The following is a 25671-nucleotide window of genomic DNA, read 5'->3' as shown; positions in this document are numbered from 1 at the left end:
CTGAGGTAGTTGTCCCAAATACAACGGTGTCTAATTTTAATTAATTGATTTTCAAATCAATAAAAAGTAAAACGGGTCAATTTATTTACGCTCTCGCATATGTGTTTGGGACAGCTTAGTGTAAGTAAGATCAGGTAGCTATCGGAAGCGAGAAACTAAATTTGCTTCCTTCACCAATTTCACTTTCTACCCATATTTTGCCATTCTGCGCTTCAATAAAATCTTTAGAGATAGCAAGGCCCAGGCCCGAACCTGATTTTTTGGTACCATCGGTTGGAACCTGAAAATAGCGGTCGAAAAGGCGCTGCTGGTATTGTTTTTCAATGCCGTTGCCAAAATCCTTCACAGAAAATTCCACCCATTTATCACGTGCGGTTACTCCAATAACAATGCGCGATTTTGACGGACTGTAGCGCAGCGCGTTAGATAAAAAGTTGATCAACACCCAGGCTGTTTTTTCCGTATCGGCCAATACATTGGGTAGTCCGTTTTTGCTTAACAGTTCAAGTTGTACCTCCTTTTGTTCCGCCTGAAACCTTACCGCGTCCATAGCGTAATTAACAATAACCTCCGGCTGAACAGGGTTGAACTGCAGTTGCAGATTGCCGGTCTCTACACTTGAGAGGTTAAGCAGTTCGCTTGTTATTTTAAGCAGGCGGTCGCTGTCTTCCCTGATGTGTTGAATAAGTTGAGACTGCTCGGCATTCATGGTTCCCACACGCTCATCGCCCAGCAATTTGAGGCTCATTTTGATAGATGAGATAGGCGTTTTCAACTCGTGCGATACGGTGGCGATGAAATTGGTTTTAGCCGTATCCAGCTCTTTAAACTGGGTAATATTCTTCAATATAAAAACCATACCTGCGGGGCTCTTGCTGCGGTTAATGGCCTCTTCGCCATTGGTTTGAACGGTTGGCACTGCAATTTCCAAACTATCTAACTGGAAGTACGAGTCCTTGCCATTGGCGTAGATCTTTAGTTGCTTGTTCCGGGTTTCGTTACTGGTTATGTTGCGCAGCAGGTCGTTGGTTTGAGCTAATTCTGATGCGCTGCGGCCCACCCATTGTTGCCCGTCAATGTTCAGTAGTTGCTCTGCTGATTGATTCAGGAAAAGTATTTGCTGTGTTTCATTCAAACCAATAATGGCATCCTGCATCTGGCTGATGATCGCTTCAATACGCAGCTTTTCAGACCTTAGCGTAGCGATGTTGCTCTTTTCCCAATCGTTTAACCGGCGGGCCATTTCATTGAAAGCGTCGGCCAGCTCGGTGAACTCATCGTTACTCTTGAACTCCAGTCGCTGTGTATAGTTTTTCTTGCTGATCTCCTTGATCCCCTGCGAAAGCTGGCGCAGCGGGTTAGCCACAAAGCCCGGAAAGTTTACCGTGAACGAGAACAGCACCAGGAATGTGATTCCACCTGTAAGGCCGAGCAACAGGGCAGCGTTTTTAACAGAGTTCTGCGCCGCGTCATTTTTGCGCACAATGGCCTGCATGTTAATGTCATCAATAGTTTGCAGGTGCGCCCTAACCTCCCGCTCAATTGGCAAACCGCTTGATGGGGTGTTTACACTACTAAGCCTTTGCAAAGATTGTTTTAGCGCAGATACCTCAGCCTGTTCGCCTTTTTCGGTAATGTTCTTTTCTTCTTTTTTTAGTTCGGTTTCAATGGCGTTTAATGTGCTTTTATCTAAAGGCAAATTATGTTCATCTAATATCTTCCTTATGTCGCGTGTGTAGCGCAGGCTTTCGTAATTATCTTTTAAAACGATCTCTGAGCTTTTTGAGATGTCGTTAATGTAAAACATAGAAAGCGTGCCAAAAAACAGGACGATTACGAACAAGAAGCCGAAGCCCAGGCGAAGTTTGGTTTTAATTTTCATGATAGTATAACTAAATCAGTCTCTGTAATTGCAATTTTGGTTAACAGCTCGTTAAAAACCGCCGTGCGCAAAATAAGCTGGAATAAATTAACATGGGGTTTGCCAATGCATATAGTTGTAATTTCCCGTTCCTCGGCTACACCCATAATAGCCTGACCTATTTTATCGCTTTTTATTTTTAATACTTCGGCCCCAAGCTCTGTAGCCAGTTTAAAGTTATTAATAAGATGGCGTTGTTTATCCAGTTTGATCTTGTCCATGCTCTCACCGCTGCTTTGCACATACAGAACTATCCACGACGAACGGTAATAGGAGGCCAGTCGCGCTGTTTTACGTATCACCACTTTTGCTATTTCATGGTTAGATGATATGCAGGCTAAAAAGCGTTCGGGCCGTAGCTTGATCTGTTTCGGAACCTCAATATCTATCTTTCGCTCTAAATGGTGTGCCACTTCTTTAAGCGCCAGCTCGCGCAGCTGCAATATTTTTTCACTGCGAAAAAAGTTCTGTATGGCAAGTTCTATCTTGCTTTTATCGTATATCTTGCCTTCACGCAGGCGGGCTATCAACTCATCGGCAGTCAGATCTATATTGACAATCTCATCTGCCATCTCTAAAATTTTATCGGGTATGCGCTCGGTAATGGCTATGCCGGTGATATCTTCAATCTCCTCGTTCAAGCTTTCCAGGTGCTGAATGTTTACCGCGGTAATTACACTGGTACCCGCATCCAGAATATCAACCACATCCTGCCAGCGCTTGGCGTTTTTGCTGCCCTCAATGTTGGTGTGAGCCAGTTCATCAACTATAACCACTTCGGGATGCCGACTTAGAATGGCCTGTAAATCCATTTCCTCAAGTTCTTTCCCTTTATAGAAAATATTCCGGCGGGGTATTACAGGCAATCCGTCAAGTAAAGCGTGCGTTTCCGCGCGTCTGTGCGTTTCAATATAACCCATCTGTATATCAATGCCGTTTTTTAGCAAAGCATGTGCTTCCTGCAACATTCTGTATGATTTACCTACACCGGCGCTCATGCCAATGTAGATCTTCAGTTTGCCGCGGCGTGATTTTTTTACCAGCTCAATAAAATCTTTTACAGATCCGTTATTGCTATCGCTTACCATAATTTGTCCGGTTAAAATAACCGCCCGGAATTTCCGGGCGGTTGGCTTAGTTGGTTAACCCTCATCAACTAAATTTACTAAGTTCTTTAAAATGATACAGCAAAACTGGCCGTTACTGCCGCGTTGTTGCCCACAGCATTGTAGTTGCGGGTAAATATCTGGTCTTTGCTGTTGTACATTTTTCCTTCTAAACGTATTAACGCGTTACTTACCGGTGCAAAGTCAACATTCAGTGAGTAACCTGTTGTTTTAAATCCGTTGGGTGTGCCGGTAGCTATTATCATTCCATTTTTGTCTTCATAATATTCAACGCGACCCGCCATCGCCCATTTTTCGGCAAACTTGTAGCGTGCAATGGCAACCGGAGAAATTATATGATAATTGATGCTACTGCCTTTTGCGGCCTGTTGTGTGCCGTAATCAAAACCGGTGGTTATGCCAAAGGCGTCTGTTAGCTGGAATATGCCGTATAAATTATGATAGAATCGGCGTACGCGTATGGCATCTGCACCTTCGGTACCCAGGTAATTGCTGTAATTCAGCGTTATCTTGTCGGTTGGTTTATAATAAACCTGCACGCCTCCGGCAGGTGCGCCGTTACCATCCTGGCGGTTTATGCGTTGCCATCCGTTCAGGTATAAACCGGTAAGGGTTAGTTTGCCATCATTGGTAATATAAGTAAGCTTCGCGCCCGACTCATAATAAGGGGTATTCTCAGAGGATATGTTCCTGGTGAGCACCCAGCAATCTTTTGATATGGCGCTTTCAAACCCGATGTGCGAGCTAAAGATACCACCATCTAACCAAAGGTTGGCAGTTTTAGAAAGCTTTACACCGGCATTTGCTTCAAACACATTTTTTAGTACGCCGGGCTCGGCTGCTAAATTAGCGTTGGCGTAGGTGCCTGCCATAAGCGCCAGGTTAGCACGAACGGCGCCATCATCATAATTGGCCTTAATAAAACCCAAATTAAGGTTGGCCTCGTTGTGGCGATTGTGCGAGTAAACAAAACCCGGCCTGTTGTTATTTGCCGGACGGTTAAAGTCAAAGCCATAATAGATCTCGGCATAACCGCTGATGGTAAGGTTGTTTGTTGTTTTAACATCTTGTGCGCGGGCGGCAATGGTGCAACCCATAATGGCCGCACCTAATAGCATTTTTTTCATTTTTATAAATAGTGTAGATATAAGGTCGGACGCTTATTTTTTCAGCTCGTCCAGGGCTACATTTAGTTTTAGCACGTTAACGTGCGCCGGACCGAATACCGGTTTTTCTGTATGTTCAGCTACCAGTTTTGCTATTGTTTGCTCATCCAGCTTACGGTCGGCAGCTATGCGTTTTATCTGTATGGTAGCTCCTGCAACAGAAATATCAGGGTCAAGGCCGCTGCCTGATGCAGTAACCATGTCTGCGGGGATATCAGTTCTTTTCAAATATGGGTGGTATTTCAGCAGGGTATCTGCGCGGTCGCTTACCTGTTTCAGATAATCAGGGTTGGTTGGCCCTTTGTTAGAACCGGCTGAACCTGCCGCGTTATAATCAACAGCCGAAGGGCGGCCCCAGAAATAACCGGGCTTGTCAAATTTTTGGCCTACGTTAGCATAGCCAACTACTTTGCCGTTCAGAATGATGGTCTCCCCATCGCCTTTGCCCTTAGCTAATTTGCCTACGGCAGAGATCAACAAGGGATAGATAACACATAACAATACGGTAAGCACAACGGTTAAGCGTATTGCGGGTAATATGTACTTTTTCATTTTCTTTAGATTTGAGACGTGAGATAGGAGAATTGCGCCTTATATCTCACGCCGGTAATTATTTAAGTTTTGGGAATTAGATGCAATGCCTGAGTCCTCTGTCTCATATCTCACATCTCAATACTCACATCTCTATATAAATAGTCCAACTAAAAGATCGATCAACTTAATGCCGATGAACGGAGCAATAACTCCACCCAATCCGTAGATCAACAGGTTGCGGCGCAGCAAAGCGCTGGCACCAATCGGTTTATATTCCACGCCTTTTAAAGCAAGAGGAATTAACATTGGGATGATGATGGCGTTAAAAATCACGGCTGACAGGATCGCGCTCTCCGGGCTATGCAGTCCCATAATATTCAAGTGCTGCAAAGCAGGTATAGAAGCAATGAATAGCGCCGGAACAATAGCGAAATACTTTGCCACGTCATTAGCTATGGAGAACGTAGTAAGCGTACCCCGGGTGATGAGCAACTGTTTGCCTATCTCAACAATTTCTATCAGCTTGGTAGGGTCATTATCCAGATCAACCATGTTGCCGGCTTCTTTGGCAGCCTGTGTTCCGCTGTTCATGGCTACACCAACATCGGCTTGGGCCAGGGCAGGGGCATCATTGGTGCCGTCGCCCATCATGGCAACCAGTTTACCTGTGGCCTGCTCATGTTTAATGTAGTTCATTTTGTCTTCAGGCTTAGCTTCGGCAATAAAGTCGTCAACACCGGCTTTTTCGGCAATGAATTTTGCTGTAAGCGGGTTGTCGCCTGTTACCATTACGGTTTTAACGCCCATTTTGCGCAGGCGTTCAAAACGTTCTGCAATGCCTGGTTTAATAATGTCCTGTAGTTCAATAACACCCAGTATCTGGTTGTTGGCTGTTACTACCAATGGTGTGCCACCGTTAGATGCAACGATCTTAACGCGATCTTCCACTTCGGCAGGAACCGGTTTGCCCGCGCGTTGGGCCATGTTGCGCATAGCATCAAAAGCTCCTTTACGAATAGCAAGACCATCGGGTGTGTCAATACCGCTTGAGCGTGTCTCGGCAGTGAATTTTATAAAGGTTGCACCAGTGGGCGCTTTAGGCAGCTTCATGTGCGAACTGGCCAACTCTACAATTGATTTACCTTCGGGCGTTTCATCAGCCAATGATGATAATACTGCAGCATTACCCAATTCTTCAGGAGAAATACCGTTAGCGGGCCAAAAGTGTGTTGCCTTACGGTTACCAATGGTAATGGTGCCGGTTTTATCAAGCAAAAGGGTGTCAATATCTCCGGCGGTTTCAACTGCCTTGCCAGATTTTGTGATAACGTTGGCACGCAAAGCGCGGTCCATACCGGCAATGCCAATGGCTGATAATAAGCCCCCTATGGTAGTTGGGATCAAACACACAAACAGTGATATCAGCGCGGCAACAGTGATAGGCGTGTTGGCATAATCTGCAAACGGCTTTAACGTAACACATACAATAATGAAGATGAGCGTAAAGCTGGCCAGCAATATGGTAAGCGCTATCTCATTAGGTGTTTTCTGGCGCGATGCGCCTTCAACCAAGGCAATCATCTTATCTAAAAAGCTTTCGCCTGGTTGGGTGGTTACCTGAACCTTTATCCTGTCAGACAATACTTTTGTACCGCCGGTAACAGATGACTTATCGCCGCCTGCTTCGCGTATTACCGGGGCAGATTCGCCTGTGATGGCAGATTCATCAATAGTTGCCAAACCTTCAATGATCTCGCCATCGGTTGGAATAGTATCTCCCGGTTCGCAAATAAATACGTCGCCTTTTTTAAGCTCGTTCGATGATCTCGTGGTTACTGATCCGTCACTTCTCACCACTTTGGCAGGTGTTTCCTCGCGGGTTTTGCGCAGGCTGTCTGCCTGTGCTTTACCGCGCGCTTCGGCAATAGCTTCGGCAAAGTTGGCAAACAATAAGGTTAGTAACAGTACTAAAAAGATGATCAAGTTATAAGCGAATGAACCCTGATCATGATTGGTAAGGCTGTAGAAAGTTACATAAGCCATAATGGCTGTACCTACCTCAACAGTGAACATTACGGGGTTACGTAGCATCACTTTAGGGTTCAGCTTGATGAACGACTCTTTAAGCACGGTTTGCACTAAAGCCGGTTCAAATAATTTATTAGATTGATTTTTCATTGTCGTCAAATAATTATCTCATAGAAAAATACTCGGCCAACGGACCTAAAGCCAATGCCGGGAAGTAAGAAAGGGCGTTCAATACCAGTATCACGGCTAAAGTCATGAGCCCGAAGGTTACTGTATCTACACGCAGTGTGCCGGCTGATTCGGGAATGTATTTCTTTTTGGCAAGCAACCCTGCTATAGCCACCGGACCAATGATAGGCAGGAAGCGGCCAAGGATCAGCACAAAGCCGGTTGATACGTTCCAGAAAATGTTGTTATCGCCCAAGCCTTCAAAACCCGAACCGTTGTTGGCGTTGGCAGAGGTCATCTCATACAACATTTCTGAGAAGCCATGGAAGCCGGGGTTGTTTAACCAGTTGGATGGTTTAACTGCCCAATCTGCATTGCCGTAAGTGCTATACACAAACGCGGCCAATGCTGTGCCAGCCATAATGAGAAACGGACTGATCAGCGTTACCATCGCGGCTATCTTTACTTCGCGGGCCTCAACTTTGTGCCCTAAAAATTCGGGCGTACGGCCAACCATCAGACCTGAGATAAATACAGCTATAATGAGATACACAAAGTAATTGAGTATACCTACACCGCAGCCACCGAAGAAACCGTTGATCATCATACCGAGCAACTGCCATGCACCGGTAAGTGGCATAGTGCTATCATGCATGCCGTTTACCGAACCGGTTGATACGATAGTAGTAAGTGTGCTCCAGTAGCCGGTAGCCAATGGACCTATGCGCACTTCTTTACCTTCCATTGCACCGGTGGCTTGTGTAATTCCCATTTTGGCAATATTGGGGTTGCCACCTAATTCGCTGCTAATGGTTGGTATCATCAGCATCAACATGCCCGCCGTCATCACACCAAAAATTATCCAGCCCAGTTTTTTTCTGCGGATGAAATAGCCAAAAGCAATGATCATGGCCATAGGGATGATCATTTGCGAAACGATCTCCGTCATGTTAGTTACGTAGCTCGGGTTTTCTAAAGGATGTGCCGAGTTGGCACCATACCAACCTCCGCCGTTGGTGCCCAGGTGTTTAATAGCTATCATTTGCGCCGCCGGGCCGCGTGATACATTTACAGTATCACCCTGCAAGGAAATGAATTGGTCTTTGCCTGCATAGCTTGCCGGTGTTCCGTTAAAGGCAAGTATAATGGCTACTATAACCGATAATGGCAGCAGTAAACGGGTGATAGCTTTTATAAAGAATTCCCAAAAGTTGCCAATGCTTTCTACTGTTTTGTCCCTGAACGCTTTGAACAAGCCAACTGCAGCAGCTATACCTGTGGCAGCGCTTGTAAACATCAGGAACATTACAATAATTTGCTGGGTTAAATAAGTTAAGCCACTTTCGCCGCTGTAGTGTTGCAAATCGCAGTTCACTACAAAGCTGATGATGGTGTTAAAGGCAAGGTCAGGTGTCATGCCTGGGTTGCCATCAGGGTTAAGCGGCAACTTGTCTTGATACATCAGCACAAAAAAGCCGTAAACCAACCACAGCAGGTTAATGGTTAGCATTGCTTTCAGGAACTGTTTCCAGTCCATTGATTCGTTTTGACGAATGCCGGCTAACTTGAATAAAACATTTTCAAGCGGTTTCATGAAGTCGGTCCACACACGTTCGCCGGCAAACATTTTTGCCAGGTACCTTCCCAGTGGTATGGCTATGAGCAAGGTGATCAAAAAGGAGGCTATTACGCCCAATATCTCTGAGTTCATGGTTTGTTAGTTAAAATTTTTCGGGTTTTAGCAGCACGTATATCATGTAAATGAATACTGCAATGGAGATAATAAATAATGCGATCATGATTTTTTAGATTTTTTCGAACCAGTCAACAGATTTGTAAAAGAGCCACATGCAAAAAATAATGGCCAGTAGAAGTAGGATGGTATTCATTGTAAGTATTTGTTTTTATCCCTATTGGCAAAACAAATACCTTATAACCGAAAAATTATTTAATAAACTGAATATCAATTAATTAATTTTTAATTAGTGGTGAATAGGATGGATGTAAAAAGAAAAACCCTTCCATTTTGGAAGGGTTGATTATCATAATGAAAAAGTCCTGCAGTTAATCAGGATTTGTTTTAGGGCAACTATAGGGTAAGTAATTTAAAGCGGTACTTTCCGCTTAAGGTGGTGGTTTGCTTAGCAACGTTTTCGGCCGGCATTTTAAATTCGCCCTCTATCCAATACACTTGTTTAGTTCCTTCAATCGCGCCTTTTGCAATGCTCTTTATTTTGTTTTCGTAAGTTGCATTTGTAGGAGCAACAGAGTAAAAGTAATCTGTACCGCCGATGGTTTTAGGCGCTCTTAAACTTAATTCAAACGCTTTAAGACTGGCAGGATTAGTAAAACTTGAATAAGCGCTAACAGGATAGCTCCCGGTAACTGCAGCCTGTACAGCTGTTGCAGAAGCAGGAAATGCAAAGAGGAAAGAAGCTTTCGTATTTACAAAATTAGCGTATACGGCAACCATAACATCGCCTGGTTTAGCCGAAAATGCAATGTCTGAGCAGTCGACCCTAACTGCAGCATCGGCGCCAATACTGTATTCAAAGTACGGACTTTCGGTGGTTGCGGGTGTGTTATTGTTGTTGTTACTACTTTGATCCGTTCCGTTAGGTGAGGTGCCCGTTTTTGTACACGACACAACGATCATGCTCGCCCAGAAAAGCAATAGCGATAAGGATAGGTAATTTTTCATTTAAATTAGAGGTATTTAGCAATAAGCCCTAAAATACCTCAATTTCAGCTGTGGGTAAATACCCGTTTATAGGTAATTTTTACTTTTTTCAGTAGGATAACTAAAAATAAAAGCCCCGGTTATTTTCCGGGGGCTTTGTAGCATTAGTATAATAAGAACAGTTATTTAGACTTTAACTCTTTGCCGGCAATATCTTCCCAGCGGTAGTAATGAAAGGTTTTGTCATCACTCATGGTAACAAACAAGCCGTGTTTAAATGTATCATTCAAAGGAACATTCGCCACATCAGATCCATCGCTTTGGCGGGCCGCAACGTTAACTATCTTCAACAGCTTATGTTCATATGGCTTTTGTTTGGTCCCCTCTCTGCCGAATATCTGAAAACGGTTAGCCCCCTGGTCAGACACCAGAATATAGCCTGTAGAATCAGTTAGTTTATAGATGGATATACCTTCATGATCTACTTTAAACCCGGTGGTGCCAAACATGCCCAGTTGCTTGTCGCCTTGATCAGGATCAGCCGCGTATTGACGAACACCAACCTGCTCATCAGAGTAATAAACGTATTTGAGTTCATTGTCCACCGCTATTGATTCTATTTCTTTTTTACCGCTGTAGGTACCAAACTTGCGCACCAATGTTGCCTTAACATGGCCCGTGCCATCATCGCTCAACAAGTACTGCCATAAGTAACCGCCTGTTGTTGGTCCGTTTTTACGGCCCGCAATGGCATATATCTTACCATCGGCTGCGGTATATAAAGCTATACCCATCAGGTCGCGGTATTCATTGCCGGTTTCACCCTTAAAAATTTCAATGCCACCATTGTCAACCGGTTTCATGTCAGGTACCGAAAAAATGCGCAGTTTATGCGTAATGCGTTCGCTGGCCACGGCAATATCAGTTGGCTTGCCATTCAGCATTAAGCCATAGGCAAGATCAACGTTGTTGGGGCGCTTTAAACCACGCACCACCTTATCCTGTACTATTTTGCCTTGCAGGTCAAATACATACAAAGCGCCATCAGCATCTTTGTCGGTTCCAATAACCAGGCTCTTTGCAGGCTCTGCCTTGTTCACCCAAATTGCCGGATCGTCGGTGTCATATTTAACCGGTTCAGTAATAATAACAGGTTTAACTTCGGCTACAGCAGTGGTATCTGTTGCAGCAGCTTTATTAGCTGAGTTGTTTTGTTGGCAGGCACTGCTTGCCATTAAAACAAGCAGCTGTGCCGCAAATAATATATTTCGTTTATTCATTAATTTCTCTGAGCATTTAAACATTACAATTTTGTACCATAAGCACCCACAAATGCAGATGGCGCAGGCGATGCATAAGTAACCCCGTTTACAACAAGGCCTGCAGCGTGATTGCGGGTAAAGCTGGTGATGCCTTTATTTAAAGCAGTTGAATTACCTTGCAGGTGGAAATCCCACGAGGTGTTAAAATCCGGACTGGTCATTGGGTTATTCAATGGGTAATTAACAAATTTAGGGTCGTTAGCGCCAACCGTAGTGCTTATTACATCATTTGTACCACCAATAACTTCGCTATTGGGCTGGAACTGGTTAACTGTAGCCTGATCATAACCATAGTACCAGTTGTTGCTGTATTTAGAACGGGCGTCTTCCTTGTTTTTAGTGTCGCGTTTTATACCAAAACGGGTATTGGCAAACAGGTTGTTGTAAATTTCGGCACGTACGTTAGCCTCTACCCAAATAGAACCACCTTTTGCTGTAGGTCTTCTCCAGCCGGTATTTACCATGGTGTTGTTGTAAGCAATAATATATGCCTGCGGAACCCTGTCGCCGCTGTTGGATAGCTTAAGCGCGTTGGTATTGGCGCTGTAAACCAAGTTGTACGCAACATCAGCAATACAGCCCGACTTAAAATTGATAGCCTCGCCGCCACTTACACCTGTAGTGTAAAATACGTTGTTAGCAAAAATGCTTTTTCCACCCTCTATATACGTACAGTCTTCCTGAAAATTACGGATAATGCTGTTCACTACTATAAGTTTTCCGTTGATGTTGGAGAACCACAGTGCAGGTAAGTTTTCTCCCGCCTTAGCTTTGTACAATTGCTGCTTAACAGATGTAGATGCATCAGAAGTGGTAGCGCCGCCATACTCTAAAATAGTATGATCTAATACCAGTTCGGCACAGGTGCGCGAAGCTAATATGCCGCCCCAAAGTTTACCAAACTTATTGGCATCTGTTCTGTAAACATCGCTCACCGTAAATTTTACCGGATTTTCTGCCGTGCCTAAAGAGTAAAGGTTGCCGTTAACCACAACTTCAGGTTTGGCGGTAACATCCATTAAAACAGTTACACCTTCTTCAATAGTAAGTGTTTTTCCTGCCGGAATTATAATATCACCTTTAATCTCGTGCACGCTTCCCTTGGTCCATACACCCGATACCTCGCCTGTGGCCGAGCCGCCGTCGGGTGTGGTATCAACGTCTATGTTTGCTTTTTGGCAGGCTGTGAAAAACAGCGTGGCTAAGCATAATGCTGTAAATAACTTTCCAGTTTTCATATCTTTTGATCTAATACGTTTTAGTAATTAATTCAATTTGTACCTGATACCTATCAGGTAGCTTTGTCCGTAATAATCGCTACGTATTAAAGTTTGTCCGTTCGAAACAATGTTCTCTTTAATAGTTAAATTTTCCGGATTGGTACCTTTTATAAACAGTTTGGTTGGCGTGTTCAACAGGTTATTAGCTTTAACAAATACGCTGATGCCGCTTTTAAATCTTTTTTCTGCCGAAAGATCCATCTGAACAAATCCTTTTTGCCAGAGGTCGTTATTTAAAAATTGAGACACCGTGTTGATGCGTTCGCCGGTGTATGCACCTGCAAGTTGTACCTCTACACCATTTTTTGTGTTTTTATACAGTAAGGATAAGTTGCCGATATGCTCAGACTGTCCGTATAAAGGCCTTGCCTGATCAACCGAAATAGGTTCGGTATCGCCGGTGGCTGGGTTTACACGCCTTGATCTCTTTGACGTAACAATACGCGAATGCGTGTAAGTATAGTTGGCCTTAATACCTATTTTGTTGAAAAACTTAATATAGTCTAACTCCAAACCATAGTTATTGGCGGTGCCAAAGTTACCGGGCGTATAGTATACATCTTGCGGACGTATGGCATCCGGTTGAAAGGTAAATTCTATCGGGTTTTTAATTTTTTTGTAGAACGCTCCAACCAATAATTGCTCAGCGGCCCCTGGAAACAGTTCGTAACGCAGATCATAATTGTCTGCAAGTGCACGCACCAGGTCGGGATTACCACGTTCTAAAAATTCCTCGTTAACTACCCTGCTTGGTACAAGCTCGTAAAAGCCCGGGCGGTTAACGCCTTTGTAATACGAAGCATGTAATTGTGCTTTTTCAGTTAAATGGTGCTTAACAGTTACACTTGGTAAAACATCGGTGTAAATTTGACTGCCTGTAGGGCGTGTTTCGCCGGCCTGAAATAGCAACGCGTAGCCCTGGTTAGTATGCTCAACGCGTACGCCACCAACTATCTCTGTTTTTCCGGATACCAGTTTTACCATGCCATAAGCAGCCGTGATTTTCTCGCTCGCGTTGTAAGTAAGCGGGTTGTTAACTGCTCCTGTGGGGTTTGATACCAGTAAATTAAGATCATTATAGCTATTAAAGTCAACACCGTAAAGAGGGGCAGTGCCGTCACCCTTTAAAGGTGCATACAAGTTGTACTTATTATAAAAGCTGCTTCTCTGCTTATCGCGGTACAAGCCACCTGCCACAACGTCAAATTTGCTTTTGCCATTCAGTATATTATAGCTAAGGTCTAAGTAACCGGCTTTGTCTTCATCTGTATTGCGTTCCCAACGGCGCTCAACCGGGTTGGTGTTTACCAGTGATAAACGTTTATCAACAAAATTTTGACGGATACCGTTCAAGCTGATAGTGGTATTATCAGGCACCTGATTGCGGGCTGATGAATACACTGCAGACCATTGAACTTTAAACTTGTTGTCAAAAAATTTATGGTCGCCATGCAGCGTGCTGTTGTATATCTGCTGCTCTGTTAACCTGCTGCGTGTTTGGTAGGTTAGTTCGGCATTACCTGCCGCAGGCTGATAGGTGCTACCGGTATAGTTGGTGGTAACTGCATCGCGCAACTGTTGGTTAACCAGGTTTACATACACGTTGTATAAGCTAATTTTATGGTTATTGTTAAACACATAGTCAACCTTGCCATGTAAGCCTAAACGTTTTTGCTGTTCTGAGTATTCTCTGTATATCTGACTGGAAATAACCGCATACTCGTTTGTGTTGGTTACCGACGAGTTGTAAAACGTGCTGTTGCTGCCGCGATAGGTGTTTTGATAGCTGCCTGCCAAAACTATGCCCAGTTTGTTATTTAAAAAACGCTGACCGATAGATAGGCTACCCACAAGGTTAGGCGCAGGTTTTTTTGATGTATAATCTAAAGTTCCTTTAGCAAAATCATTAGCAGTGGCGTTATAAGCGCGCCCATTTAACTCGTATGGCGATTTACCGTTTATGCCCGAAGCGTTATAACTGCTGAAGTTGCGGTCAAAGAACAACTGGCTGTAGCCGGTTGATATGTTGGCGTTGATCTGTAATTGCTCGGGAGCGTTTTTCATCACCATGTTTACAGCACCGCCTATTGCATCACCTTCTAGGTTGGGTGTAAGTGTTTTATAAACCTCCAACCTGTCTAACAGGTCAGACGGGAAAAGGTCAAGCGGAACATAGCGGTATTTATTATCCGGACTTGGAATTTTTACGCCGTTAACTAATGTGTAGTTATAGCGTTTATCCATACCACGTAGTATTGCGTACTGCCCATCGCCGTTGCTGTTGCGCTCAATTGAAACACCCGAAACACGCTGCATTACGTTAGCAACGGTTAAGTCTGGCGACACCTCAATTGCACGTGCTGATACTACATTCATTACCTGAACAGCATTCTGCTCTAAACGGCGCGCTTCGCGGTCGGTAACACCATTGCTGCGCCCGGTAATGGCTACTTCCTGCAAATTGCTTGCATGCTCCATGAAGACCTTTAAATGCGGAGTGTCTTCGTTTAAAATGGTAACTTCTTGTACAACTGTTTTATAAAGAATGTAGGAAACGCGTACGCTTGCGGGGCCGGCCGATAATCCTTTTAATTCAAATTTACCGTCGAGACCGGTTGTAGTAGCCTTGCCAAATTTTTCTATAGTAATGGTTGCGCCTACTAACGGCTCACCGGTTTCCTTATCGTACACATGGCCCTTTATAGTTGTAGCACTTGCTACGCCAATACTAAAAAGGGAGAGTAACAGGATTTGTAAAAACTTATTCATTGCGCTTTTTATTTGCTTTGTTTAAATGACGCTGCAAAGGTGTGAACGTATTGTTTTACAAATGAAATTTGCGGGGTTACATAAAGGCAACAGCGTTACAAACACCGTATATTGAAAAGCAACACACTTCTGTAAAATATTGAAAATCAAATATTTAATTGGTTAAAAAATCGCCATTACCATTTCATTACCGTTACATTAAGCGTTTGTTAATACATGTAAAAGGCTAATAAGCGGCGGATTTTTAGCTGTAGTGTAACGGCAACTACAGGCTCTGAATAAAGGCTGTAAGATTGTCGCCCTGCGGAATGTTCAGCTTTTTACGCAGCCTGTAGCGCGATACACGCAGGCTATCCGGTGATATGCCTAACAAAGTGGCAATATCCGTAGAGTCAAGGTTCATCTTAAGCAACGCAATTAAGCGCATATCGGCAGAGGTAAGCTCATTGCTGTAATTTTTAAGCTGATCAAAGAAGCTTTGGTGTACCTGCTCAAAAGCGTTAGTAAATTCTTTCCAATATTGTTCGTGGTTAAAGCTCTCGTTTATTTGCAGTATGATCTGCTGCATTTGTTTTTTTTGGTCGCGCCTGTCTTCCTTAACCATGGCCTGCAGCGTGTTCCGCAAATTTTCAAGCAACTGATTTTGTTTGATCAGATTAAGGGTGTGAGATGATAGTTCCTTGCTTTTTAACTCCAGTTGTTGTTTGAGGCTATTCTCTTCCAGCTTTTTAAGCTCATGCTGCGCCTGCTGGTCTTTCAATTTCAGTCTTTGACGGCTAAATACAACTACCCCTAATATAATTACAAGTACACCTACAATTACAACAGCAATAGTTATCACCCTGTTAATATTGCGGATGTTGTTTAAGCGATTTATCTCAGCGCTTTTTTTGCTCATATCATACAACACCTGTAAAAACACGGTTTGGTTGGCGGCATCTTTTGAATAAACTTCTGATGCGTATCTCCGACTGAGTTCTGAATAATAATAGGCGCTGTCCATTTGGTTCATTAGCGCATAAGCCTGACCAATGTCTTTAGCGCATGAGGCTTGCTGATAAATATTGCCCGACTGTTTAGCCAACGCCAGTGCTTTTTGCGATTGTGCGATGCTTGCTGTGTATTTACCTGTTTTTCTAAGTATATCGCCCAGGTTATTCACCACCTCAATGCTGGCCATCTCATTTTTTTCGGCATGATAAAACTGTAGAGACCTGTTAAAACAGGCGTATGCAGAGTTATATTTGGCAAGGTCTTCATAAATACTGCCTAAATTCTCGTAAATTTTGGCTGCGCCCCTTTTATCGCTTATGGCCGTATATTTAGCCAAAGCCAGGTGCTGATAGTGAAAGGCGCTGTCATACCGTTGCCGTTTCTCATACAAGTGTCCAATTTTGCCAAGTATATCTGCCTGTCCTTTGGTGTTGCCCGTTTGCTGATATAGGTTTAGTGCCTTATTGTAGGTTAAGCGGGCTTTGTCTAATTGTTTGTTATAATAGTAAAGTAGGCCCATCTCGGCTAAGTTGGTGGCGATAAGATTTTTGTTGCTTATGCTGGTGAATATCTCGTCGGCATGCAGGTAAAAATCAAGTGATTGCGCATAATGGCCCTGATTAAAACATATCTGCCCCATTTTTTGCAAAGTGAGGCCTTCAGTAACTTCATCGTTTTTAGCTGCAGCGTTAGCCTGTAATTTCTTTAAAATAACAAGGGAAGAGTCCGGGTGTTTCTGCGCAACGGCATCTACAGTTTGTAACTGAGCTTTAACACGTCCGGATATTAAAATCATGATTATTGACAGATAGAATATTACCCTCATTTAAATGCGCTGTTAAAACACTACAAATTAACCAACTGAATATTAAGTTAAGGTTAAGCGGTGTGCTGTGTTAATAATCCATTAAGCGTATTGAACAATAAATAAATGCAGTTTCTGCTTCATTCGTATTGTAAACTTTCACGAGAGCATTTAGTTAATGTTCCGTCGTGATTTAATATATGAACCTCCTCAACAATGCAATTGGTTGAAAGCGGGTTAAATTTTTAAAAAAGGCGGATATTCTTAAACTCTGATGGATTTAACTGCTTAAGGACAGGCTGGAGTAGCTAACTGGCGCAAAATGAAACAATAGGAGTAAAGCAGTAAGTGCGCGAGACAAATTAGGGCTTGGAAAGTAATTATGTTGTGTTTAAGGACCATTCAACATCTACTGAGTATTACCTCCAAAAAGCAAAAAACGCCATTCTCTAGTGAAGAATAGCGTTTTCGACTAACCGTAAGTGGCTATATATCAAGTAGGTTTACAAAGATTTGAAACTGACATTATAGGCTCTGTCGCAGGCGCTGTGCTATTGCGGTTACGCGAAAAAAAGGGTAATAAGAGGCGGCTCATTTGTATGCAACGACAGCTATTGTTCTGGTTACCGGGTATCACGACGAATGAAAAGCACCGAGGATAGCGGCATGGAGCATTTAGGGTTCAGGTGTGTAAAGGATATTTAAATTTATACGCTCGCCTGGATTCATACCCAATGCTGTTCAAATAAGCTGCTACCATTAGTGAGAGCGCATTTATATTAATTAGATTCTAATCTCTTATATTAATCTTAAGAGGTCGTATCAAAATACAAATGAGCGGCCTCTTTTCAGTATTAGTGGCGTATTGGGAATCAGTAAAACACATTGAGACTTCTGGGCAAGAAAATTATAATAGCTGGTATCAAGATTAATATCCCGCAAGGTATAGTAGAAATAACCCAATATATTTCTAATAAAGCGTTTCATTTAAATTGTGACGGTTTAAAATGAGATGTAACTCAATCCCCCAACTTTTCGGACTGATCCCCAAATTGCCTGGAATCTTGTATTTAAAAACAAAAAATCCGCGAACTTTCGGTGAAGTTTCGCGAATTTCGCAATTTAAAGTAGCCGTAAGTGGCTTAATATCAAGTCGTTTTGTTAAGGATTTGAAACGATTAGCGAGTTTTTAAGGTTTCAAACCTCCAAATTTTTATCACTGAAATAGAGCAGCATATGCATTAAGTTTTCGTTGTTTCGTATTTTTCAACTGTAAAAGTGAGCGTGTCTTACTTAACATAATACACTTTGCATACTGGCAACATGATTTACAAAAATAATTCACGTTGTTGTAATTTGGACTATTCATTGATACAGATCTTCAGTATTTAATTAGTTTTAGCACATTAAAATACCGCATTAAGTTTTCTTAACTTCAGATGTTTATTTGATTATGCTCACATCCAATCAGGAAATTCCGGTAAAAAATAAAATGGACACGGGCCAGTTGATGAAAGTGAGCTTGATGAAAGAGGTGATCAAACCTACTCGTCTGCATCGACACGCTGATTATCACGAACTGATCCTGCTCAGCAATGGGTCCGGGTATCACGAAGTTGATGGGCAACAGTTGGAAGTTGACGCACCGGTGGCATATTATTTACGACCGGGGCAAACCCATTGCTGGAATTTTACGGCGCTGCCCAAAGGATTTGTAATTCTATTTAAAGAAGAAATCTTAATTAAACAGGACGTTACTTTACTTTTTAATCTTACTACCAAGATAGCCCTGCAACCAGGCGATACTTTATTTGCAATTGCTGAACTTTTGTATGGAGAATTTAAAAACGGTGAGACTGATGTACTTGCCTATGCCGCGTACGTCCATTTGCTGATTTCAAAATTAAGTAGGTTGGCCTGCACAGAAAAGCCGAACTTCGGTAGAGATACACAAGTTTTCCAACAGTTTAAACGTGCCGTTGACGTTTTTTTTGCTGAGGGGAAGTCGCTTGATTATTATGCCGGAGAATTGAATATTACTACGGCTGTGCTTAATCAAACGTGCAAAAAAGTAGTGGGTAAAACACCCGCTACCATTATAAATGAACGTATTTTGCTGGAAGCTAAACTGCTGTTATCGGCAACGGGCAAATCAGTAAATGAGATAGCCGCCCGGCTTGGCTTTGCCGATTCTCCTCACTTTATCAAGTTTTTCAAAAAAAGCACTAATCTTACACCCGGCAGCTACCGTGAATTAGCAAAATAGAAACGGTAAGATACAATTATTAGGATGCATTGTACAATACCTATGCGGTTATGTTAGGTTACTTTTGTGCCACCAAAACAAGGTCTTAAAATGAATTACTTTAGGCTTACCCTCTTTGCTTTCATATTATCTATTCAGTTTTTGTTTGCGCAAACCGGCTTTATAAAAGGAATAATTACTGATAACGAGACCAAACAGCCTATTGGCTATGCAAGCGTGGCTTTACTAAAGGGTTCCGACTCATCTTTGGTTGCGGGAGTAGTAACAAAAGATAATGGCACATTTGAATTTAAGCAGATTGAGCCGGGCAGCTACATAATACGAGCCGCCTTTATTGGTTATAACAACCTTGTAACGCCAGGCTTTACTGTCACCAATACAGAGCCGTATAATATCGGTACACTTATTCTCTCGCCTGGCCAAAAGCTGTTAAATGAAGTAAAGGTGAGTGGGCAGAAAATTAATTTGTTTAACAAAATAGATAGGCAAACCTACCGTGCTGATCAGTTTGAAAGCGCCCGTGGCGGCACAGCTGTTGATGTATTGAAAAATTTACCTTCTGTTACTGTCAATGGCGAGGGGCAGATCAGCGTACGTGGTTCAACCGGCTTTTTAGTTTTGGTGAATGGGAAACCAGTATTAACTGATGCGCAAACTGTGCTGAGTCAGTTGCCTGCCAACAGCTTACAGAATATAGAATTGATCACGTCTCCATCTGCTAAATATGATCCGGATGGCAAAGGGGGTATTATTAACATTGTGACTAAAAAAGGCGCGAATGACGGTTTCACCCTCTCGGCAAACGTGCAAGGCGGCTTGCCCAGTACAGATGACCATAATAACAAACAAAAGCCCCAACGCTTTGGCGGCGATGCAACAATAAATTACCGTGCGGGTAAATGGGATGTTTCTGTAAGCGGCAATTACCTGCGCGCCGATGTGGCAGGTTTCCGCGAAGGTGATGTTTTCACCAAAAACTTCGCCAATAATACTATAACCCGCTTTCCATCAAACGGCGAGCGTAGTTTTGATAAATACAATTACACGGGGCGGGCTTCGGTAAATTACGCGGCTGATCAAAACAATTTATTTTCAGCGGCCCTACTTGTGGGATATCGGTTTCAGTCGCGTCGGGCCGACCTTTTTTATAATAACAGCACTGCTGACCTGAACACAGGGGCAATATTAAAAAGTACAAGGTATTATAATTCTAACCTGCAGATTAAAGAGGGCACGTTCTCTTTAGCCAACTTAGATTATACGCACACCTTTGCCGATAAATCTACCATAACGGTTTCGGCACTTTATGAACACGCTAACCTATATGGCGGTACTTTAAATCTTAATGTTAAAAATCCTAATACGTCCGATACTATCCAGTTTGTTTATAACCCTTATAAAAATCCTATTAACGGCTACCGGCTTAAACTTGATTACGCAATTACAATAGGCAAAGGCAAACTGGAGACCGGCTATCAATTTAGGCAGGATACGCAAGATGGACAGTTTGATTATTTTGTTACGCCCGCACTGTCGCAGCCGGACGCCGCACGGTTCAGAGGCAATGCCAAAGCAAAAAACACCATCAATTCGTTATACACGCAGTACTCAGGCAAGCAAAGTAAACTGGACTATACGGTCGGTTTGCGCTACGAGTATGCGGCCCGCAAAGTTAACCTCTCTTACGACCCGATGCCGCGCCAGCTAAATTTGTCTAACCTTTTCCCGTCGGCTAATTTGCTTTACACATTCGCAACAGGCTGGCAGGCTAAAGCGGGTTATAGCAAACGGGTACAACGCACAACCAACTTTGAGTTAAACCCTATTCCGGAAAGAGAACACTCCGAAACGTTGGAACAAGGCGACCCGGATCTGCTGCCGGAGTTTGTTGATCTTGCTGAGCTTGGCCTGATCCGCACCTTTGATAAAGGGTCTTTATTTGCCACTTTATACTATCAAAATATAAAAAACCCTATTCAACGTGTTAACAGTGTTTATGCAGATACCATTCTGAACCGGGTATTTACCAATGCAAGTAACGCCCGTTCTATAGGTTTAGAAATGGGCACCAATTTGCAACTGTTTAAATGGTGGAACCTTTATGTAGGTGGCAACCTATATAATTACGAAATTAATGGTAAACTGAATATCCTTGGTGCCACATCAATTGTTTCAAACAATAGATGGGTTTATTCTTTAAACATGAGTACCGGCTTTATACTAAGTAAGACCTTAAGCTTACAGGCTAACGTAAATTACTTATCCCGCAGACCTACTGCGCAGGGTGAAGATTCGCGTTTTTTGGTGCCGAATACCTCTGTAAAGAAAACTTTTATGAACGGTCGTATGGCTGCTACTTTGCAATGGCAGAATATGGATCTGGGGTGGAACCAATCTAATAAGCAGCGCATTACTACACGGGGTAATGATTTTTATACCACCACTAACTACATCTACGAAACCAATGTACTGATGTTGAACGTAAGCTTTAATCTGAATAAACTGACCGGTAAAGCTAAGCTGCCAAATAGTGAGTTTGGCGATAAAGAGTTTTAAAACTTGATGCAGAAGGAAACTGACGGTTTATTCGTTCCTACTTACATTTGAATGATGAAATGGATCACCAGAGAAAGACCGAAGATTGACAGGATTGCCTGCCCTTGGCTGATTAAACGCTTTGTAGACCCAGAAGCAGAGTTTATATTTGCTCCGTACACCGAGGTTTTAGGAAAAGCGAAAGAATTGGGCGCTACACCGTTTGATCTGCCAGACGTTGAGTACTCGCATTATGAAGATCAGTGCACTTTTGATTATATTATTAAAAAGCACGGACTGAAAGACCCGGCCTTGCACCGCATTGCAACGATAGTTAGGGGTGCCGATACCGACCAGCACGATTTTGCGCCGCAGGCGGCGGGGTTGGAAGCCATTTTTTCTGGACTGGCTTACAACATAAAAGATGACCAGGAACTGTTGGCCATAGGCATGACGATTTACGACGGCATATTTAGCTGGGCTACCTACCTGTTTAAGAATAAACATGCACAAGACGGCCCGGTAGAGCAACTGCTTTTGCAGGTATATCATCAATATCTTAAACAAAGCAAAGGTCAAAAAATGCCGGAGTGGGCACGCACACTCAAGGAAATGATCCAGGATCAGTTGGATACGACGATGACATTAAGCCTGCAGCAGGCATCTGAAGAATTGGAGATCAATCCGGCTTACTTATCCAGAGAATTTTCTAAATACTTTGACAACCTTAGTTTCGGGGATTTTATGCGTAACCTCCGCATCGACAAAGCAAAGCAGCTGATTGAGACGACAGATCACACCCTGACAGAAATAGCTTATCTCACCGGCTTTTCTGACCAGAGCCACTTCAACCGCATCTTTAAAAAACATGTCGGCCAAAGCCCTTCCGTTTATAAAAAATCAAAGAAAAAGTAAAATTTAGACGAATGGTTAAATTCGTTCTATTCTGTAAGTTACCGTATGGATAACATTGTAACATCAAACAAATGTTATTATGAACGTTATTCGTTTATTGCCTTTTTTGCTTATCGGGCTGCTTCCGATGAGTAGCTTCTCACAAACAGCACCTGTACAAACGTATCCTAAAGTAGCGGGTTATGTTGGTATCTTGCATCCTCTTGTAACATTTAGCAGCGCCGGTACTGACCGCAATTTTGACGGGCATTACGTTGTAGGAATGCCTACCGGTATAAATATCTGGAAAAGTGCCAGGATAGGTTTTTCGGCAGAATTTGTGCCGACCATACGCGCAGAGAGTGGCACAAGCAAAATGAGCAACTTTCTGTTCCATCCGGGCATACTAGTAGCACTTGGGAAAGGTTGGACGTTTGCAGGTAGGGCAGCATTTGAAACTTCAGGACGATATGGTGTTACGCCGGTATTAAACAAAACAGTATTGAAAGGTAAGAATAGTAGCTTATTTGCAGCTGTACCAATGCCGGTGCGTTTTGGAAATGACCGCCCCACTACATTTACCGTCGGCTTTCAGTTCGGTATAGCTTTTTAAATATCAGGGTATGGAAAAAACAAAATATTCATTAAGAGAGCTTACCTTTTATTTCCTTAAGCTGGGCTCCTGGGGCTTTGGTGGCCCTGTCGCGTTAGTAGGCTATATGCACCGCGATCTGGTTGAACAAAAAGCATGGCTTACCGAGGAAGAGTATAAAGAAGGGCTTGCCCTTGCCCAACTTGCGCCCGGACCATTAGCGGCACAATTAGGCATTTATATTGGCTTTGTGCATTATGGCATATTGGGTGCTACGCTAATAGGGTTGGCTTTTGTACTGCCCTCTTTTGTTATGGTGGTTTTATTGGGCATGGTTTATCAGGCTTATAGCGGTCTTAACTGGATGCGCGATGTGTTTTATGGCGTGGGTGCTGCAGTTATAGGTATTATTGCCTTAAGTGCATATAAGTTAACGCTAAAGTCAGTAGGCAAGCTTAATTTAGCAGCTATAAAAGCTAATTGGCTGCTTTGGCTGTTTTACCTCATTGCCCTTGTTATTACCATAGTTACGCAGCAAGAACAAATATTGCTTTTTATGGGCTGCGGATTGATTTACATGGTGGTGAAAGCGCCGCCCGCCTGGATGAAAAGACCAACTGCATTGCCCGTTCTGCTTGCAGGCAGCATCGGCTTCTGGAACTACTCAAAAGATTCTCTGGTAGAAATCGGTTTATTCTTTCTGAAAGCAGGCACCTTTGTATTTGGTAGCGGCCTGGCTATCGTGCCATTTCTACATGCGGGGGTCGTGACCGAATATTACTGGCTTAGCGAGAACCAATTTGTGGATGCAGTTGCCGTAGCCATGATAACGCCGGGGCCGGTTGTTATTACTGTGGGTTTTATCGGCTATTTGGTGAATGGCTTTCCGGGAGCATCCGTAGCAGCATTGGCTACTTTTCTTCCCTGTTTTTTCTTCACCGTTATCCTTGCGCCATCTTTTAAAAAAATAGCGAAGAACATCAGTATCAAAGCTTTTGTTGACGGCATTACAGCAGCTGTTATCGGGGCTTTGGTTGGCTCAGTTGCCATCATTACTACCCGTTCCATCATAGATTTGCCAACAGCAATCATTGCAGTGGCAAGCGGGCTGGCGCTCATTTGTAGTAAGAAATTACAGGAACCACATTTAATAGTTGTCGCGGCTGTTTTAGGCATCGTCATTAAAAGTTTTATATAAAGATGGTTTGGAATTTCCATTATTACTAAAGTGAGGAAAGGTTTTGGGGTGCAATAGATGGAATTCTTTATGCGGTAGATAGGTTATTGTATGTAAGCATTAATTTCTTTTCAGTCAGGAAATGGGGTAGGCGTAAGCCAAAGCACAAAAGTACGAGTTCTGAGGTTGACCGCATCAATACTTAAACTCTGGGTGATTATTTAATGTCTATTTAATCCATAGAAATTATATATTTTTTTAGTATTATTGCAACCGTAATGCTCAATCGTTATAGCCGGGTGACCGAGTGGCGAGGTAATGGTCTGCAAAACCTTTAACAGTGGTTCGAATCCACTCCCGGCGTCAGTGAAATTTTTGCTACGAGCAGAATAGTTAGATCTCAATATGAATAAAATAGAAATAGCACCAATCAAAGAATCCGGTACCGTAGCTATCGGCGTAAAATATACCTGGAGAAATATTGCCTGTTTGTCACTGGGTTTGATTTTTTTAGCTGCTCTTATCTTAATAATTGGACAATTTATTACGGTAGATCAGGCGGTATCTTTTGCTGTTCGCACTGTAGATGAAAAATTCTTGTTTATGTTACTTGTTGGCTTCTTAGCACAGATGGTGGATGGTGCTTTAGGAATGGGCTATGGCGTTATTTCTACTACGCTCCTGTTATCGGGGGGGCTTAATCCTGCCGTTATATCAGGAAGTATCCACACAGCCGAAATGTTCTCCAGCGCAGCTTCCGGATTTAGCCATTATCGCTTCGGGAACATTAATAAAAAATTATTCAAGACACTTTTAATACCCGGCATTATAGGTTCTGTCGCAGGCGCTGTGCTATTGGGGTTAGCCGGAGAATCCTATTCACAATGGCTCCGTCCGATTATCGCTGTTTACACGTTCTTACTGGGGCTAAGAATAATAAGTAATGCATTTAAAACAGACATAAAACCAAAGAAAATAAAAAGAGCGGGCTGGTTAGCTGGTGCAGGAGGATTTCTGGATTCTTTTGGCGGCGGCGGCTGGGGACCGTTAGTAACAAGCACGCTTATATCTAAAGGAAAGAGCCCGAGGTATGTAATTGGCTCGGTTAGCTTGACAGAGTTTTTTGTAACGCTGGCTAGTGCACTCACGTTTTTTATTATTCTGGGCGTAAGCCACCTGGGAGCCATTTTTGGACTTATCTGTGGCGGACTTATTGCGGCTCCACTAGCTGCAAAATTAGCAGGGAGGCTTCCTGTCAAGAAAATGTTTATTGCAGTAGGGGTATTGGTATTAATTTCCAGCAGTAAGACGATTTGGTCGGCATTGCAACATCTTTTATGATTTTAAGGATAAAACGCAGCGCATATTATAGGTAGTGAAACGATTCTTTATTCGAATTTCTGGTATTCATCTA

Annotated in this window: 19 protein-coding genes and 1 tRNA gene; 8 read left to right on the top strand and 12 right to left on the bottom strand. The window is 43.0% G+C overall.

The features are described from left to right. Window positions 1–130 precede the first annotated feature (130 nt). From CLV57_RS00260 to CLV57_RS00205, 12 genes are all read right to left on the bottom strand, one after another. Window positions 131–1882 (bottom strand): HAMP domain-containing sensor histidine kinase, encoded by a 1752-nt coding sequence (locus CLV57_RS00260; RefSeq protein ID WP_100339374.1) that lies wholly within the window; start codon window positions 1880–1882, stop codon window positions 131–133. Then, window positions 1879–3009, bottom strand: coding sequence for a sensor protein KdpD (locus CLV57_RS00255; protein WP_100339373.1), 1131 nt, complete (start codon window positions 3007–3009; stop codon window positions 1879–1881). The genes CLV57_RS00260 and CLV57_RS00255 overlap by 4 nt, the downstream gene beginning before the upstream one ends. Window positions 3010–3095: 86 nt before the next feature. Beyond that, window positions 3096–4175 carry a porin gene (locus tag CLV57_RS00250; RefSeq protein ID WP_100339372.1) on the bottom strand — a complete coding sequence of 360 codons (1080 nt, stop codon included), beginning with the start codon at window positions 4173–4175 and terminating at the stop codon, window positions 3096–3098. A 33-nt stretch (window positions 4176–4208) separates the two neighbouring features. After that, complete coding sequence (locus CLV57_RS00245) at window positions 4209–4766, bottom strand: K(+)-transporting ATPase subunit C (RefSeq protein ID WP_100339371.1); 558 nt, start codon at window positions 4764–4766, stop codon at window positions 4209–4211. Window positions 4767–4898: 132 nt separating this feature from the next. Beyond that, a complete protein-coding gene (gene kdpB / locus CLV57_RS00240; protein WP_100339370.1) occupies window positions 4899–6926 on the bottom strand; it encodes a potassium-transporting ATPase subunit KdpB in 2028 nt (675 codons plus the stop codon). Between the two features lie 13 nt (window positions 6927–6939). Continuing rightward, complete coding sequence (gene kdpA / locus CLV57_RS00235) at window positions 6940–8655, bottom strand: potassium-transporting ATPase subunit KdpA (protein ID WP_100339369.1); 1716 nt, start codon at window positions 8653–8655, stop codon at window positions 6940–6942. 10 nt (window positions 8656–8665) lie between these two features. After that, window positions 8666–8743 (bottom strand): K(+)-transporting ATPase subunit F, encoded by a 78-nt coding sequence (gene kdpF, locus CLV57_RS18735; protein ID WP_157540818.1) that lies wholly within the window; start codon window positions 8741–8743, stop codon window positions 8666–8668. 290 nt (window positions 8744–9033) lie between these two features. Then, complete coding sequence (locus tag CLV57_RS00225; protein ID WP_157799020.1) at window positions 9034–9645, bottom strand: hypothetical protein; 612 nt, start codon at window positions 9643–9645, stop codon at window positions 9034–9036. Between the two features lie 161 nt (window positions 9646–9806). Continuing rightward, the gene (locus CLV57_RS00220; protein ID WP_100341250.1) at window positions 9807–10904 is read right to left on the bottom strand and encodes a phytase; all 1098 of its coding nucleotides are present in this window, start codon (window positions 10902–10904) and stop codon (window positions 9807–9809) included. 23 nt (window positions 10905–10927) lie between these two features. Further along, window positions 10928–12184 carry a hypothetical protein gene (locus tag CLV57_RS00215; RefSeq protein ID WP_100339367.1) on the bottom strand — a complete coding sequence of 419 codons (1257 nt, stop codon included), beginning with the start codon at window positions 12182–12184 and terminating at the stop codon, window positions 10928–10930. Window positions 12185–12211: 27 nt separating this feature from the next. Continuing rightward, a complete protein-coding gene (locus tag CLV57_RS00210; protein ID WP_100339366.1) occupies window positions 12212–14995 on the bottom strand; it encodes a TonB-dependent receptor in 2784 nt (927 codons plus the stop codon). A 265-nt stretch (window positions 14996–15260) separates the two neighbouring features. Next, entirely contained in the window at window positions 15261–16784 is a 1524-nt protein-coding gene (locus CLV57_RS00205) for a tetratricopeptide repeat protein (RefSeq protein ID WP_245856764.1), read from the bottom strand. A 543-nt stretch (window positions 16785–17327) separates the two neighbouring features. Here CLV57_RS00205 and CLV57_RS00200 point away from each other — a divergent pair. The 8 genes from CLV57_RS00200 (at window position 17328) to CLV57_RS00165 (ending at window position 25598) form a co-directional block, all read left to right on the top strand. After that, on the top strand, window positions 17328–17498 hold the full coding sequence (locus tag CLV57_RS00200; protein ID WP_317044581.1) for an SUMF1/EgtB/PvdO family nonheme iron enzyme: 171 nt from the start codon (window positions 17328–17330) through the stop codon (window positions 17496–17498). A gap of 748 nt (window positions 17499–18246) precedes the next feature. Further along, the gene (locus tag CLV57_RS00195; protein WP_100339364.1) at window positions 18247–19059 is read left to right on the top strand and encodes a helix-turn-helix domain-containing protein; all 813 of its coding nucleotides are present in this window, start codon (window positions 18247–18249) and stop codon (window positions 19057–19059) included. Window positions 19060–19149: 90 nt separating this feature from the next. Next, window positions 19150–21615, top strand: a complete 2466-nt coding sequence (locus CLV57_RS00190; protein WP_100339363.1) for a TonB-dependent receptor domain-containing protein — start codon at window positions 19150–19152, stop codon at window positions 21613–21615. 54 nt (window positions 21616–21669) lie between these two features. After that, window positions 21670–22509 carry a chromate resistance protein ChrB domain-containing protein gene (locus CLV57_RS00185; protein ID WP_100339362.1) on the top strand — a complete coding sequence of 280 codons (840 nt, stop codon included), beginning with the start codon at window positions 21670–21672 and terminating at the stop codon, window positions 22507–22509. 79 nt (window positions 22510–22588) lie between these two features. After that, entirely contained in the window at window positions 22589–23101 is a 513-nt protein-coding gene (locus tag CLV57_RS00180) for a hypothetical protein (protein WP_100339361.1), read from the top strand. Between the two features lie 10 nt (window positions 23102–23111). After that, window positions 23112–24278: a chromate transporter gene (locus tag CLV57_RS00175; RefSeq protein WP_100339360.1), complete on the top strand. Its 1167-nt coding sequence runs from the start codon at window positions 23112–23114 to the stop codon at window positions 24276–24278. Window positions 24279–24550: 272 nt separating this feature from the next. Further along, window positions 24551–24621: transfer RNA gene (locus CLV57_RS00170), tRNA-Cys, on the top strand. Window positions 24622–24662: 41 nt separating this feature from the next. Next, on the top strand, window positions 24663–25598 hold the full coding sequence (locus tag CLV57_RS00165) for a sulfite exporter TauE/SafE family protein (RefSeq protein ID WP_100339359.1): 936 nt from the start codon (window positions 24663–24665) through the stop codon (window positions 25596–25598). The last annotated feature ends 73 nt before the right edge of the window (window positions 25599–25671 follow it).

Source organism: Mucilaginibacter auburnensis, assembly GCF_002797815.1.
Classification (GTDB): Bacteria; Bacteroidota; Bacteroidia; order Sphingobacteriales; family Sphingobacteriaceae; genus Mucilaginibacter; species Mucilaginibacter auburnensis.
Note: the sequence above shows the minus strand (reverse complement) of the source record. Positions and strands in the feature narration are given on the sequence as shown.